Genomic DNA, 13,183 nt, shown 5'->3' on the forward strand with positions numbered 1-13,183 from the left:
CCGATGCGGCAGGCTGGGGTCCGTGAGCAACTCCAGTGACCCCCTTTTCGTCAAGATCTGCGGTCTGAGCACCGAGCGGGACGTCGACACGGCCGTCGAGGCGGGCGCCGACGCCATCGGGTTCGTGTTCTCCGCCAGCCCCCGCCGGATCGACCCCGCCACGGCCGCCCGGCTCGCCCGGCGGGTGCCCGCGCACGTCCTGACCGTCGGCGTGTTCCGCGCCGAACCCCTCGACGACGTACGGTCCGTGGCCGTCGAGTCCGGCATCCGGGCCGTCCAGCTGCACGGCCCGGAGGACCGGGGCTACTACGACGCACTCGCCGCGGGCGGCTGGACGCTGATCCGGGCGGCCGCCTTCGGCGACTCCGTGCCGCGCTGCGGGGAACTGGGCGAGGACATGCTGCTGCTCGACGCCCCGGTGCCGGGGTCCGGCGTCGCCTGGGACTGGTCCCGCCGGACCCCGGCCGGCTCCGGGGAGAAGTGGCTGCTCGCCGGCGGGCTCACCCCGGACAACGTCCGGGACGCCGTCGCCGCCACCCGCCCCTGGGGCGTCGACGTCTCCAGCGGGGTGGAGAGCAGCCGGGGCGTCAAGGACCCCGCCCTCATCACCGCGTTCGTGAAGGCGGCCCGCGGCGGCTGAGGGCGGGAGTCCCGGAAGCGCGGGAGTCCCGGGAAGCGGCTAGCCGAGGGCGCGGGCGGCCACGTCCGGGAGGTCGCTCGTCATGCCGTCCGCTCCCCAACCGGCGACCGTCCGCGCCGCCGACGCGGTGTTGATCACCCAGGGGATGGTCTCCAGCGGCTTGCCGTGCGCGCCCTTGAGCGCGTGCACGGCGGCCACGAAGTCGCCCGAGACCTGGCGGTAGTCGGGGTTGACCTGGTCGGCGTAGGTCGCGTAACCGCGCAGGGCCGCGGCCGACGGGCGGGCGCCGACCAGCACGGACGTCTTCAGCTCCGGGCGTTTGCGGTGGATCGTCTGTACGGCGTTCGTACCGAAGCTCATGACGATCAGCCGGTGGTCGACATGGTCTCCGTCCAGCCAGCCCTTGCGGGCGAGCACATCGAGGATGTCGCCCTCGATGCCCGGATGCAGGTCCGGCTGCTTGATCTCCAGCAGCAGGCTCTGGCCGTTGCGGTCCAGCCGGTCGAGGGTCCGGGCCAGGGTCGGGACACGGGTGCCCGCGAACCGGGCCCCCATCCAACTGCCCGCGTCCAGCAGGGCCAGTTCGGCCGCGGTGAAGTCGCTGACGGGGCGGTCCGCGCGGGACGGGAACACCGACTCGACGTTCGTCGTCCGCCTGAGGTCCCGGTCGTGCAGCAGGACCAGCTCACCGTCCCTGGTGCGCTGCACATCGGTCTCCACCCAGTCGATGCCGAGCGCGTCGGCCTTGTCGAAGGACGGCAGGGTGTTCTCGGGCGCGTAGCCGGCGGCGCCGCGATGGCCGCTGATCCGCGGACGGTTCCCGTCGGCGGCGGCCGTGGCGGCCGTGGCGGTCGGGACGGCCGCGGGGACGAGCAGGAGGGCGGCGGTGCTCAGGGCGACGGAGGTCGCGGCTGCGGTGCGTGAGCGCATGAGGGTTCCTTTCGCCGGCCCCGGTGGGGGACGGCAGGCAGTGGGGGGTGGGACCGACTCGGACGGCCTCGACGGACACGCGTCGGCGCCCGGAGAAGGAAAAGGGGGAGAGGGTACGAAGGGGAGGGGAGGTGAGGCGGTGGGGACGGTGAGCCCCCGCCCGGTCACCGCGGACGGATGCCCGGCCCCGGGTCCCTTCGCGTCCGAGTCTGGTCGTGCCGCGAGCCGGGCGCCGATTCTTGCTGGTCCGATCGAGGCGCAACGGCCGTAAGGTGGAGGCATGGCAGCAACCGAGACGGCGCCCTGGGACCGGCTGCGGCTCGCCGGCGGGGACGCGATGTGCCCGCAGCGCGGCGCCCTGGAGCACCTCACCAGCCGCTGGGGCACCCTCGTCCTGATCGCGCTGCTCGACCGCCCGTACCGCTTCAGCGAACTGCGCCGGGAGATCGGCAGGGTCAGCGAGAAGATGCTGACCCAGACCCTCCAGACCCTGGAACGCGACGGCATGGTCCACCGCGACGCCAAGCCCGTGATCCCGCCCCGCGTCGACTACTCCCTCACCGACCTCGGCCGCGAGGCCGCCGAACAGGTCCGCGCCCTCGCGCGCTGGACGGACCTGCGGATGGCGGCCATCGAGAAGGCCCGCGAGGAGTACGACGCGGCGAAGGCCTGAGGCCGACGGAAGCGGCCGGTCAGGTTTGGAGAAGCGCCCCGCGCCGGGCCGCGGCTAGCGTGAAGGCCATGGACATCACCATTCACACGACCTTCCTCCCGCACGACGACCCGGACGCGTCCCTGGCGTTCTACCGCGACGTCCTCGGCTTCGAGGTCCGCACCGACGTGGGACAGGGCAGGATGCGCTGGATCACGGTCGGCCCGGCCGGGCAGCCCGGAACCTCCATCCTGCTGGCCCCGCCCGCCGCCGACCCCGGCGTCACCGAGGCCGAGCGCCGCACCATCGCCGAGATGATGGCCAAGGGCACCTACGGCTGGATCCTGCTGGCCACCCCGGACCTCGACGGCACCTTCGAGAAGGTCACCGCCGGGGGCGCCGAGGTCGTCCAGGAGCCGACCGAGCAGCCGTACGGAATCCGCGACTGCGCCTTCCGCGACCCCGCGGGCAATCTGATCCGCATCCAGGAACTCCGCTGAGCCGCACCCGGGGAAGGGGGGTACCGCCATGTGTCACCCGGGATGGCGGCACGCGCTGCTCGCGGCGCGGCGCCTGAACGATCTCGCGCGGCTGCGGCGGGTACGGGACCGGATCGACCGGGAGTACGCGCGACCGCTGGACGTCCTCGCGCTCGCCGTCGCCGTGGACCTGCCGGCCGGGCTGCTCAGCCGCGAGTTCACGCTCGCCTACGGCGCGTCACCGTACGCCTACCTGCTGGAACGCCGGGCCGAGCGCGCGAGGGCCGCGGGGCTGTTCCGCGCGCGGGGGTGAGAAGCCGGTGCCCGCGGACGGGGAAGAGGGTCACGAGCGGGCGGTGGTGGGCTCCCCGGCCGGGCGGATCGTGGGACGGGCCGAGGTCCGCCCGTCCGACGCGAACGCGGAGCCCGGCAGGGCGAGGGAGCTGAGCAGCCGGGCGACGGCCGGGACGCGGGCCGCGCGGTACAGGACCACACAGCCGAGGTATCCGCCCAGCGTGTTGACGAGCAGGTCGGTGGTGTCCGTCAGCCGGGCGTTGTTGACGACGACGTACATCAGGAGCTGGGTCAGCTCGATCGCGAGGCTCACCGCGGCGGTGACGGCGGTGACCCGCCCCTTGGCGCCGATCCGGGCGGTCATCAGCGGGAGCAGCACACCGAGCGGCATCATGAGGACCACGTTGGCGACGATGCTGGGGTCGGGGCTGGGCACCGGGATCCAGTTGATCTGGTTGGTCCAGGGCATCAGGTTGGCGTACTCGCCGTAGGTCACGACGAGCGGGAAGAGCGTGAGGGCGAGGACGCCGGCGGCGTACCCGGCGGCCAGCATCCGGGTCACCGCGTGCCGTCCGGTCCAGCCGGCCCGGCCCCGGCGGGCGCGCACGGCCACCAGCAGGCCGAACGCGGCCAGCAGAGGCCCCAGCACGGCCGTGGCGCCGATCTCGAAGTGGACGTTGCCCATGGTGAACTCCTCGGCGGGGACGGGTGGTCGCCGGTGACGTCCGGCGGTGGTGCCCACTCTCGTCCGGTGCGTCGGGGCGACGGATCTTGCGAAAGTCCGGTCTTCCGCGGAGCGCTACGACTTTCGGCCGACCCCCCTTTCGGCCGACCCCCCGGCTACGCTCCCGGCATGAAGTCCTGGCGATGGTCCCCGCCCTTGCCCCGGCAGGTGGCGTGGGTGCGGGTGGTGGTGTGGCCCGTGGTCCTGGTGTTGCTGCTCGGCCTGGGCGCCTTCGACTACGCGATCGGCGCGTTCGGCCGGCTCAGCGACGCCTTCGACCGGCCCGACGCCAGTACGACCGGCCCGCTGGTGATGATCTCCGAGCTGCTGTCCTGCGCCGCCCTGTTGCTCTGGCCGCGTCTCGGCGCCCGCGGGCTGCCGCTCGTGACCGGTGCCGCTGCGGCGCTGTCGCTCGCCGCCACGGCCGCCGTACAGGTCGTCGCGGGGCTCGACCAGGGTCTGGACGACTACACGCCCGTGGAGTCGGTGGTCGGATTCGCCGAACCGGCCGCGCTGCTGGGGCTGTTGACGCTGACCTCCTGGCGCGGCACCCCGAGGCGGGCGGCGCTCGCCGCACCGCTGTGCATGGCGGCGATCGTGCTGCGCCCGCTGGCCGCCGAGGTCGATCTGGGCAGTGTGGTCCTGGCGTTCTTCTTGATGCTGGCCGCGACGGCCGCCCTGGCGGTCGGGCTGACCGTACGGCTGGTCGTCGCGGACCGGCGGCGCCGGGAGACCGCCGTACGGCTGGAGCAGCGCGCGGAGTTCGCCCGGGACCTGCACGACTTCGTCGCCCACCATGTGACCGGCATCGTCATCCAGGCCCAGGGCGCCCGCTCCGTCGCCGCCCGCCGGCCCGATCTGGTGCCGCCCGCGCTGGAACGGATCGAGCACGCGGGCGCGGAGGCGCTGAAGTCGATGCGGGCGATGGTCGGGATGCTGCGCGAGGGGGATCCGCAGGAGGCGCGGGGGCGGGACGTGGCGCTGGCCCCGCTCGCCGGGATGGCCGAAGTGCGGGTCCTGGTCGAGGAGTTCGCGCCGGTCGGCGGCGGCCGGGCGGTGCTGCGGACCGAGGGGGAGTTCGAGGGGCTGCCGGTGGAGGTGGTGACCACCGTGCACCGGGTGGTGATGGAGGCGCTGACCAACATCCGCAAGCACGCCCGTGACGTCACCGAGGTGGAGGTCCATCTGGTCCGGTCCGGGCCGCGGGTCACCGTGACGGTGAGCGACGACGGGCGCCCGCGCGGCGGCCACCAGGCCCTTCAGGCGCTGGGCGGTGGTTTCGGGCTGAAGGGGCTGGCCGAGCGGGTGGGCATGGTCGGCGGCCGGGTGCAGGCCGGTCCCGCGCCGGGCGGGGGCTGGCGGATCGAGGCGACGCTGCCGGTGGGCACGGTCGATCGGGACGGTCCGGCCGGGGCCGGGGGCCGCTTCGTGGGGAGCGCCGCGTGACGGGCCGTACGCCGATCCGGGTGCTGATCGCCGATGACCAGGCCATGGTCCGCACCGGCTTCGAGATGATCCTGGCCGCCGAGGACGACATCGAGGTCGTCGGGCAGGCGGCGGACGGCCTCCAGGCGGTGGAACTCGCCGAACGGCTCCGGCCCGACGTGGTGCTGATGGACATCCGGATGCCCCGGCTGGACGGTCTGGAGGCCCTGCGCCGGCTCACCCGGCCCGGAGTGGTCGATCCGCCCAGGGTCGTGGTGGCCACGACCTTCGACGACGACGAGTACGTGCACCGCGCCCTCGGCGACGGCGCCTGCGGTTTTCTGCTCAAGGACTCCGGCCCCGCCCTGCTGGTCGAGGCGATCCGGGCCGCCGCCTCCGGGGAGGCCCTGGTCAGCCCGTCGATCACGCTGCGGCTGCTGCGGGGCCGGCCGCCGCGGGGCGTCCCGGCCCCGGATACGGGGCTGTCCGCCCGGGAGACGGACGTCGTACGGCTGGTCGCGACCGGTCTCACCAACGCGGAGATCGCCGCCGAACTGTGCATCTCCGTGGGCACGGTGAAGACCCACCTGGGCAAGGTCCAGGGCAAGCTCTCCGCCCGCAACCGGGTGGAGATCGCCGCGTGGGCGTGGCGGTCGGGGGTCGTGACGGAGTGACGGGCGGCCCGCGTCCTCAGCTCGTGGGCGGGGCCGGGGGCTGGTGCGGCGGCTGGTGCGGCGGCTGGTGCGGGGGCGGCGGGGGCTGCTGGGCGGGCGGGTAGGACTGGGCCGGCGGGTACGGCGGCTGCGGGGCCTGCGGGTACGTCTGTGGGTACGCCTGCGGGAGCGGCCCGGTCGGCCAGGGCTGCGGAGGCGGGACGGCGCCGTGGACCGCGGGGCGCCGGGTGTTGAGCACGCCGAGCACGGCCGCGACGAGCCCCAGCGCACAGGCGACGGCCAGCAGGTAGAAGCCGGGACCGAAGGTCGTGGTCCGGCTGTCCGAGTCCCACTGGGTGTCACCGGCCACCGAGGTCAGCGCCGTCAGCGTCGTACCGAACAGCAGCACCGCGCCGGTGACACCGAGCACGCGGGCCAGGGGCTGGCGGCCGCCGGAGCCGGTGAACAGCTGGACGGCCGCGACCACGGCGAGCAGGCAGCCGACGAGCAGGGGGATCCCGTCGAAGCGGGTGACCGACTCCGGGTCGTCCCCCGGGTAGGAGGTGGTGTACGACCACGCCTTCGCGACGGTCCTGAAGACCGTGCCGTCGCTCGTCGAGCTGAAGGTCTGCCGCGAGGTGTCCAGCGTGGTGAACGAACCGGCGAGGGTGAGGGCCGCGCCGACGAGCAGCAGCCCGCCCACGACCCGGTCGGAGGCCGCGCCCGGGTCCGTGGGCGGGCCGGGCGGTCTGCCGTAGGGGACGGGCGGGGGCACCTGGGGGCCGGGTTGCGTCGGTTGCGTCATCTACCGATGGTAGGGAGCGGAGTCGGCGATGATAAGACCAACAGCAGCTGTTTCCAAGGGAGTTCAGCGCTGAGTCGGGGGTGCCATCGGCCCCGCCGCGCGCAGGTGCCGGGCCAGCCGTGCCGGGTCGGCGCCGTCGCGGGCGGCCAGCTCCCGGGCGAACGCGGCGTGCCGGATCTGCCGGGAGGACGGGGTCTGCGTGCTCAGGACGACGTCGCGGGGCAGCTCGGGCAGCCGGTAGCGGCCGGTGCCGCCCGCGCCGGGCTCGCCGTCCCAGACCAGGATCCGGGCGGTGACGGCCGCGTCGATCAGCGGCAGCAGCTGGTCGGGGGCCAGCCCCTGGACGTCGGCGAGGAGACCGAGGTCCAGCCATTCGCCGTCGGCGGCGGCGTAGGTGAGCATGGTCCGCGCCGGGTCGGGCAGGTCGACCAGGCGTGCGTGGAGGAGGTTGCGGACGGCGGCCGGCACCTGCGCCTCCGGGCCGGTGCGCCGCCCGGGCGGCAGCCCCATCAGCTCGGCCAGCGCGAACGGGTGGCCCTCGCAGCGCCGGTGCAGCGCCGCCGCCTCCTCGGGGCCGGCCTCCTCGCCGCACGCCGCCAGCAGGTCGGCCACGTCCTCGGCGGTCAGCGGATCCAGGGTCAGCCAGGTCGCGCCGATCAGGGCCAGGTCGGCGAGGAGCATGCTGGACACCGCGGCGTCGGGGTTGCGCAGGGTGCACACGAACACCACCGGCGCCTCCCGCAGCACCTTCGCGAGCCGCCGCAGCAGCCGGTGGAAGCCCTGCGGAGCCTCGTCGAGGTCGTCCACCACGACCAGCGTGGGTCCCTGGGTCAGCTCGTCGACGACCGTGGCGAGCGGGTCCTTCTGCGCCGCCTCGTCCTCCGCGGAGTCCTTGCCGTCCTGCCGCAGCGCGTCCAGCAGCTGGACGGTGGGGCAGGTCTGGGAGATCCCGCGGTTCCCGCTGAGGGCCTGGCCGGCCCGGGTGCGGGCCACGGTGAACCCGGTCGAGACGGCCCAGGCGGACAGCTCGTCCGTCAGCCGGGTCTTGCCGGAGCCCTGCTCCCCGGTGATCACGGCCCAGCGGGGCCGGCCCGCGATCGCGGCCGACAGCAGCGAGGCCAGCTGCTTCTGCTCCTCCTGCCGGCCCACGAACGGGGTGGCCGCGGGGGCGGCGGGTTCCGGGGGGACGCACGCGGAGGTGAAGTCGCGCACCGGGGAGAGCGGGGCGGCGGAGGGGGCCGTGACCGGTTCGGCCGGCTGCTGGGTGCCGAGGACGACGACGTCGTGCCGCAGGATCGCGGTGTGCAGGTCCCTGAGCTGGGGGCTGGGGTCCAGGCCGAGTTCCGTGGCGAGCATGTCGCGGAACCGCTCGTACTGGCGCAGCGCCTCCACCGGCCGGCCGGCCGCGTACAGGGCGCGCATCAGCAGCGCCCAGGACGTCTCTCGCAGCGGGGCCTTGAGGACGAGGCCCTGCGCGACGCCGATCGCCGGTTCCGTCTCGCCCTGCTGGACGAGGATCGCGGCCTGGAGTTCCCTGGCGTCGTGCAGGGCGCCGTCGAGCCGGGTGCGCTCACGTATCGCGAAGGCGTGCTCGGTGGCCTCGGCCAGCGCCTCGCCGCGCCACAGTCCGAGCGCGGCGTCGATCTCCTGCCGGGCGGCGGGCAGCTGGCGGTTCCTCAGGGCCTCGCGGGCCCGGCTCACGGACTCCTCGAAGACGGCGGTGTCCCGGGCCCCGGCCGGTGTCTTCAGCGCGTACCCGGCGGGGCCGCTGACCAGCACGGTGGAGCGGCCCTGGCGGACCGGGTCGAGGACCGCGCGCAGCCTGCTGATGTGCGCGCGGACGGAGGAGGCGGCGCCCGTCGGCCGGTCCGTCGGCCACAGATCGCGGCAGAGGGTGTCCTGCGAGACGGGCCGGCCGTCCTCCAGGAGGAGTCGGACGAGCAGCAGCCGGCGCTGCCGGGGGCCCAGATCGAGGGAAACGTTGCCTTTGAGCACCTCGACGGGACCGAGCACGCCGAACCGCAGCTCCTGTCGTGAGTTCACCGGGTGGGCCCTCCTGGGCGGCGCTGGAAGTGAAGGGGCCTCGCCGAACACGGCATCGGGGCATGCAGGGTACGCGATGGAGTCAACCAATGGCTCGTTGCTCGGCTGTTGTCCGTCTGTTGTCACGGGTGGCATCGGACGGCGGTCTCCTGCTAGGGAATGGCCCTGTTGTTCTGCTGCGCATTTGCTGCACAGGAGAAATTGTCGGATGCCGGGAGCGCCGGGACATCGACTCGGAATCGGATCTCTCCGCGGGCGGTCTGCAACCGGAGATAGAGGCCGTGACTACGACCGAGGTTGTAGTCGGCGGGCGGACAATCCCTGTGCAACAAGCTGGAGTTGATGGGTTTGTCGACGCCTGTACGATCCTCATTCCCCCCTCACGGACACGAACTCCCGATCCAGAAGGAACCCATGCGTAAATTGACGTCCGCCGTCGCCGGCGCGGTGATGACTTTCGCCGGAATGGCCGGGATGACGAGCACGCCGGCCCAGGCGGCGACGGGCCTGGAATACGTGGCCCTGGGCGACTCGTACGCCTCCGGAGTCGGTGCGGACTACTACGACAGCGCCAGCGGCGACTGCAAGCGCAGCAGCCTGAACTACCCGGCCCTGTGGGCCGCCGCGCACGGCGACTACACGCTGAAGGACGTCTCCTGCAGCGGTGCGAAGATCGCGGACGTGCGGGACAAGCAGCTGTCCGCGCTGAGCGCCGACACCGATCTCGTCACGCTCACGGTGGGCGGCAACGACGCCCAGTTCTCCTCCGTGGTCCAGGGCTGCCTCACCCAGAGCGACAGCTACTGCGACACGGCGACGCTGTACATGTCGTCCTACGCCAAGGGCCAGCTGGTGACGTCGCTCGCCGGGCTGTACAAGGACATCAAGACCAAGGCGCCGAACGCCCGGGTCATCGTGCTGGGCTATCCGCAGGCGGTCTCCCCGACCGGCACCTGCCCCCTGATCGACCTCAGCTCCGCCAAGCGCACCGCCATGAACGGCCTGGCCGACGCGCTGGCCGAGGGCACCAGGGCCGCGGCGGCCAAGGAGCCGGTCGAGTTCATCGACGTGCGGGACACGTTCAAGGGCCACGGCGCGTGCGGCTCCGACCCGTGGATCAACAACCTGAACGCCGGGACCGCGGTCTTCCACCCCACCCTGATGGGCTACCTCGCGGGCTACGACGCGCGGCTCAGCGAGGCCACGGGCGGCTGAGCCCGGACCGGACCCGAGACCGGACCGGGAACGGACGAACCCCCGGGTCACCTCCCCGGGGGTTCGTCCGTCCGTTCGTCCTGGCGTCAGGCCGAGAACAGCAGCTTCCAGGTCAGCGGGCCGGGGGTGCCGTCGGCGTCGCCGCGCAGTTCCTTGCGGGACTTCTGGAAGTCCCGGACGTTCAGCCGGTCCGCCTCGCTCCAGCTCCTGCCGGGGCCGACCTTGTAGTGGTCGCCGAAGCCGCGCTTGACGAGCTGCTTGCCGAGCTGGAGGACGTACGCGTTCGTCGCCCCGGCGGCGAAGTACTTGCGCCCCGGGAACGCCGGGACCTTCGGCTTGGCGGGGGTGGTGGTCTGCGGGGTGTCGTCGTCGCCCACGTCCAGATCGGCCTTCGCGTACTTCAGGATCCTCGCGAAGTCGATCGCGCCGGGGTCGCCGTGGACGTTCTCCGGCACGTGCATGTGCCCGCAGACCCCCTTGAAGGCCGTCCACTGGGTGCCCGTCATCCGCTGGCCGCCGCCGTCGCCGTACGACGTCGGATACGCGGGCCAGGTCTTCGGGCCGGACAGCGGGACCCCGTGCTCCTCGTGCATCCAGGCGAGGAAGCGGGCGACGCCCTGGAGCGCCCAGTCGGGGGCGTCCGGCCAGTAGACGTGCGCGTGGCCCGCGGCCTGCCACTTCGCGTGGGTCTTCGGGTCGCAGGTGCCGGTCAGCTCGACCTGGCAGACGTTCAGGGTGTTCGTCTCGACGCCGCCGCGCAGGTTCACCAGGGCCCGGGAGGAGGTCTCGATGTCGAAGTGCTGGTACCACTTCAGCTTCTTGGCGGCGAGGTCCGGGACCGCCGTCAGGTTCGGCGCGACGGAGCCCCCGTCGTAGCCCGGCAGGGTGTAGCCCTCCGTGGTGTGCAGGACGACCACGTCGACCTGCAGGGCGTCGCCGCCGAAGTCGTCCTGGTACCAGTTCGCCCGGCTCGCGCCGGGGTAACGCTGAGGGCCCGTCTTGGTGCTCATCACAGACTCCTGGGTGAGTGCGTCCTCGCTCGGCGCCGGAAGGCGGGTCGAGTCGGGGCAAGCAGTCAACCAACGGGCCGTTGCACAGGTGTTGTCGTGTGTTGCCGCCCGATTGTCCTCAGCCGGCCGCGGCGACCGAGGGGGCCGCGGACCGGCGTTCGTTGCGCCAGGACGCCGCCAGGGCGACCAGCGCGCCACCCGCCGCGTAGGCGCCGAGCACCCACAGGGCCGCCGTGGTGGCGTGCCCCGAGAAGTACACCGTGTTGCGGACCAGGGTGGTGCCGGCGCCCGGCGGCAGGGCCTGCCCGATCGCGCTCCAGAACGCCGGCAGCAGCGGCGCCGGGTACACACCGCCGGAGCTCGGGTTGCCGAGGACCACGAAGAGCAGGATGACCACGCCGGTGCCGAGGAGCCCCAGCAGGGTCTGGAGCGCGAGCGCGGTCGCCGCGGAGGCGAGGACCACCAGGGTGCCGATGGCGCTCAGCGCCCAGAAGTGCCCGCCGAGGGCGTCGAACACCGGGCCCACGACCACCGCTCCGGCGATCCCGGACACGGCCGCGTACAGCACGAGGACCGCGAGGCGGATCAGGGTGCGGTGCCGGTTGGCGGGCCGGGAGCCGGCCGACATCCCCATGATCGTCGCGGTGAGATAGCCGCCGATCACCCAGCCCAGCACGAGATAGAACGAGGTCATGCCGCGCCCGTCGCCGGAGTGCGGGGCGCGGATGTCCGTGACGGTGATCTGGCGCTTCTGCGCCGCCTCTATCCTCTGGGCGATCTGAGCGGCGGTCTGCGACACCGAGGGCCCGCCCGCCGAGGCGACCAGCAGGGTGTCCTTCGTGCCGGTCGCGTCGAAGAGGAACGCGGCGTCCGCCTCCCGGGTCAGCACCCGGCTCCGGGCGGCCGCGGCGCTCGGCGCGGCGGTGGCCTCGACCGGTTCGCCGTCCAGCGCGTTGAGCTGCGCGACGATCTTCGCGGACGCCTGCTGCGGGGCGGCGACCGCGACCGGTATGCGGTGCGGTGTGGGGGAGTGGAAGGCCCCGACGTACGACACGACGAAGGCGAGCTGGACGAGCAGTCCGCCGAGCACGAGCCCGAAGGCCCGCAGGGTGACGGCGTCCTTGAACTCGGCCGCGAGGCCACGGGACTTGGCGGGGGAGGGGGTGGCTGAGGGCTCATTCACGGCCGCATGATCGCACAACCGGGTGAACCTGCCATTCCGTTTGACGGGCGGCTACTGTCCTGTGCGGCGGACGCGATCACCGGCTATGAGGAGCGATCTCACGTGGAGACGGAAGTGGATCTGGACCGCGCCCTGGACGTCGCGAACGAGCTGGCGGCCTGGGCCTCGGAGACGATCCGGGGCGCCCGCACCACCGCCGTACGGCAGAAGGCGAGCCCGGCGGACATCGTCACCGACACCGACGAGGCCGTGGAGCGGCACGTCCGCAGGGTGCTCGGCGAGGCCTTTCCCACCCATGGCGTCGTCGGCGAGGAGTACGGCACCACGCAGGGCGCCCGCTCCGCGCCGACCTGGGTGGTCGACCCGGTCGACGGTACGTCCAACTTCGCGCACGGCATCGGCTGGTGCTCCTTCTCCCTGGGGCTGGCCGCTCCCGACGGCACGCCGCTGCTCGGCGTGGTCGCGGACCCCTGGCGCGGGGAGACCTTCACCGCGATCCGCGGCGGCGGCGCCCACCTCAACGGCGTCCCGGTCCACGCGGCCGACCACACCACCCTCACCGGCCACCTCTTCCTCACCGAGTGGGCGGCCCACGCCCACTGGCCCGGCCTGGACACCCTCCTTGCCGAACTCTCCGCCCGCCACTGCACGGTCCGCGTGATGGGCTCCACGGCCCTGTCCCTGGTCCAGGTCGCGGCGGGCCGTGCGACGGCGGCGGCGATCGGCGAGTTCCACCACGTCGACGGCCTCCCGGCCCTCCTGATCGCCCAGGAGTCCGGCGCCATCGCCCTCCCCACCCTCCCGCCCTACGACGAGCCCCTCCTCCTGACGACCCCGGGCACAGCCGAGGAGGCGGCGGGACTGTGGCGGGGGGCGGGGGTGGGGGCGGGGGTGCGTCGGCCGGGTTGATCGGCTCTGGGAAAGCAAGGAGAGACAGCCGACCGGCCAGGCGGCGAGATGCGCATGCAGGCATGCGGGCATGCGGCTAGGTAATCGGGGGCAGCCCGCGAGCCGCTGTGTCCGGCATGGGGCGGCCCACCTGTGGCGCGTCCGGCGTGCGACTGCGGTGGCTCCGCTCCTGGGCCGGGTGGCGCGCGTCGGCTTGTGGCCCCGTGGCCCCCGGCTCAGCG

General features: G+C 73.5%; 13 protein-coding genes and 1 pseudogene. 8 read left to right on the forward strand and 6 right to left on the reverse strand.

Annotated elements, in window-relative coordinates; genetic code table 11:
• The first annotated feature begins 22 nt into the window (after positions 1–22).
• Positions 23–640: a phosphoribosylanthranilate isomerase gene (locus ACYQ8Q_RS24575; protein WP_460067892.1), complete on the forward strand. Its 618-nt coding sequence runs from the start codon at positions 23–25 to the stop codon at positions 638–640.
• A 39-nt stretch (positions 641–679) separates the two neighbouring features.
• Here ACYQ8Q_RS24575 and ACYQ8Q_RS24580 read toward each other — a convergent pair whose 3' ends face one another.
• Positions 680–1,570, reverse strand: coding sequence for a glycerophosphodiester phosphodiesterase (locus tag ACYQ8Q_RS24580; RefSeq protein ID WP_460067893.1), 891 nt, complete (start codon positions 1,568–1,570; stop codon positions 680–682).
• A 280-nt stretch (positions 1,571–1,850) separates the two neighbouring features.
• On the opposite strand from ACYQ8Q_RS24580, the gene ACYQ8Q_RS24585 reads away from it, so the two are divergent.
• The 3 genes and pseudogenes from ACYQ8Q_RS24585 to ACYQ8Q_RS24595 all read left to right on the forward strand — a co-directional run.
• Entirely contained in the window at positions 1,851–2,243 is a 393-nt protein-coding gene (locus tag ACYQ8Q_RS24585; protein WP_460067894.1) for a winged helix-turn-helix transcriptional regulator, read from the forward strand.
• Positions 2,244–2,311: 68 nt separating this feature from the next.
• Complete coding sequence (locus ACYQ8Q_RS24590; RefSeq protein WP_460067895.1) at positions 2,312–2,722, forward strand: VOC family protein; 411 nt, start codon at positions 2,312–2,314, stop codon at positions 2,720–2,722.
• A 28-nt stretch (positions 2,723–2,750) separates the two neighbouring features.
• Positions 2,751–2,987 (forward strand): annotated as a pseudogene (locus tag ACYQ8Q_RS24595) (AraC family transcriptional regulator); the annotation flags it as partial.
• Between the two features lie 57 nt (positions 2,988–3,044).
• On the opposite strand, the gene ACYQ8Q_RS24600 reads toward ACYQ8Q_RS24595, so the two are convergent.
• Positions 3,045–3,680, reverse strand: coding sequence for a VanZ family protein (locus tag ACYQ8Q_RS24600; RefSeq protein ID WP_460067896.1), 636 nt, complete (start codon positions 3,678–3,680; stop codon positions 3,045–3,047).
• A gap of 168 nt (positions 3,681–3,848) precedes the next feature.
• Here ACYQ8Q_RS24600 and ACYQ8Q_RS24605 point away from each other — a divergent pair, with 168 nt between their 5' ends.
• Together ACYQ8Q_RS24605 and ACYQ8Q_RS24610 are read left to right on the forward strand one after the other, a co-directional pair.
• The gene (locus ACYQ8Q_RS24605) at positions 3,849–5,165 is read left to right on the forward strand and encodes a sensor histidine kinase (protein ID WP_460067898.1); all 1,317 of its coding nucleotides are present in this window, start codon (positions 3,849–3,851) and stop codon (positions 5,163–5,165) included.
• Positions 5,162–5,818: a response regulator gene (locus ACYQ8Q_RS24610; protein WP_460067899.1), complete on the forward strand. Its 657-nt coding sequence runs from the start codon at positions 5,162–5,164 to the stop codon at positions 5,816–5,818. The genes ACYQ8Q_RS24605 and ACYQ8Q_RS24610 overlap by 4 nt, the downstream gene beginning before the upstream one ends.
• Before the next feature lie 16 nt (positions 5,819–5,834).
• Here ACYQ8Q_RS24610 and ACYQ8Q_RS24615 read toward each other — a convergent pair whose 3' ends face one another.
• A complete protein-coding gene (locus ACYQ8Q_RS24615) occupies positions 5,835–6,602 on the reverse strand; it encodes a hypothetical protein (RefSeq protein WP_460067900.1) in 768 nt (255 codons plus the stop codon).
• Positions 6,603–6,665: 63 nt separating this feature from the next.
• A complete protein-coding gene (locus ACYQ8Q_RS24620; RefSeq protein ID WP_460067902.1) occupies positions 6,666–8,645 on the reverse strand; it encodes a BTAD domain-containing putative transcriptional regulator in 1,980 nt (659 codons plus the stop codon).
• A 414-nt stretch (positions 8,646–9,059) separates the two neighbouring features.
• On the opposite strand from ACYQ8Q_RS24620, the gene ACYQ8Q_RS24625 reads away from it, so the two are divergent.
• On the forward strand, positions 9,060–9,860 hold the full coding sequence (locus ACYQ8Q_RS24625; protein WP_460067903.1) for an SGNH/GDSL hydrolase family protein: 801 nt from the start codon (positions 9,060–9,062) through the stop codon (positions 9,858–9,860).
• Positions 9,861–9,946: 86 nt separating this feature from the next.
• Here ACYQ8Q_RS24625 and ACYQ8Q_RS24630 read toward each other — a convergent pair whose 3' ends face one another.
• Together ACYQ8Q_RS24630 and ACYQ8Q_RS24635 are read right to left on the reverse strand one after the other, a co-directional pair.
• Entirely contained in the window at positions 9,947–10,870 is a 924-nt protein-coding gene (locus ACYQ8Q_RS24630) for a peptidoglycan-binding protein (protein WP_460067904.1), read from the reverse strand.
• 118 nt (positions 10,871–10,988) lie between these two features.
• The gene (locus tag ACYQ8Q_RS24635) at positions 10,989–12,053 is read right to left on the reverse strand and encodes an ABC-2 transporter permease (protein WP_460067905.1); all 1,065 of its coding nucleotides are present in this window, start codon (positions 12,051–12,053) and stop codon (positions 10,989–10,991) included.
• Positions 12,054–12,155: 102 nt separating this feature from the next.
• On the opposite strand from ACYQ8Q_RS24635, the gene ACYQ8Q_RS24640 reads away from it, so the two are divergent.
• Complete coding sequence (locus ACYQ8Q_RS24640) at positions 12,156–12,962, forward strand: inositol monophosphatase family protein (protein ID WP_460067906.1); 807 nt, start codon at positions 12,156–12,158, stop codon at positions 12,960–12,962.
• Positions 12,963–13,183 lie beyond the last annotated feature (221 nt).

The organism is Streptomyces sp. YKOK-I1 (assembly GCF_054660435.1).

Excerpts from the sequence above, each read along its gene's own strand:
- ACYQ8Q_RS24580 (WP_460067893.1), bottom strand. The coding sequence starts at position 1,570 with ATGCGCTCACGCACCGCAGCCGCGACCTCCGTCGCCCTGAGCACCGCC.
- ACYQ8Q_RS24585 (WP_460067894.1), top strand. The coding sequence starts at position 1,851 with ATGGCAGCAACCGAGACGGCGCCCTGGGACCGGCTGCGGCTCGCCGGC.
- ACYQ8Q_RS24590 (WP_460067895.1), top strand. The coding sequence starts at position 2,312 with ATGGACATCACCATTCACACGACCTTCCTCCCGCACGACGACCCGGAC.
- ACYQ8Q_RS24600 (WP_460067896.1), bottom strand. The coding sequence starts at position 3,680 with ATGGGCAACGTCCACTTCGAGATCGGCGCCACGGCCGTGCTGGGGCCT.
- ACYQ8Q_RS24605 (WP_460067898.1), top strand. The coding sequence starts at position 3,849 with ATGAAGTCCTGGCGATGGTCCCCGCCCTTGCCCCGGCAGGTGGCGTGG.
- ACYQ8Q_RS24615 (WP_460067900.1), bottom strand. The coding sequence starts at position 6,602 with ATGACGCAACCGACGCAACCCGGCCCCCAGGTGCCCCCGCCCGTCCCC.
- ACYQ8Q_RS24625 (WP_460067903.1), top strand. The coding sequence starts at position 9,060 with ATGCGTAAATTGACGTCCGCCGTCGCCGGCGCGGTGATGACTTTCGCC.
- ACYQ8Q_RS24630 (WP_460067904.1), bottom strand. The coding sequence starts at position 10,870 with ATGAGCACCAAGACGGGCCCTCAGCGTTACCCCGGCGCGAGCCGGGCG.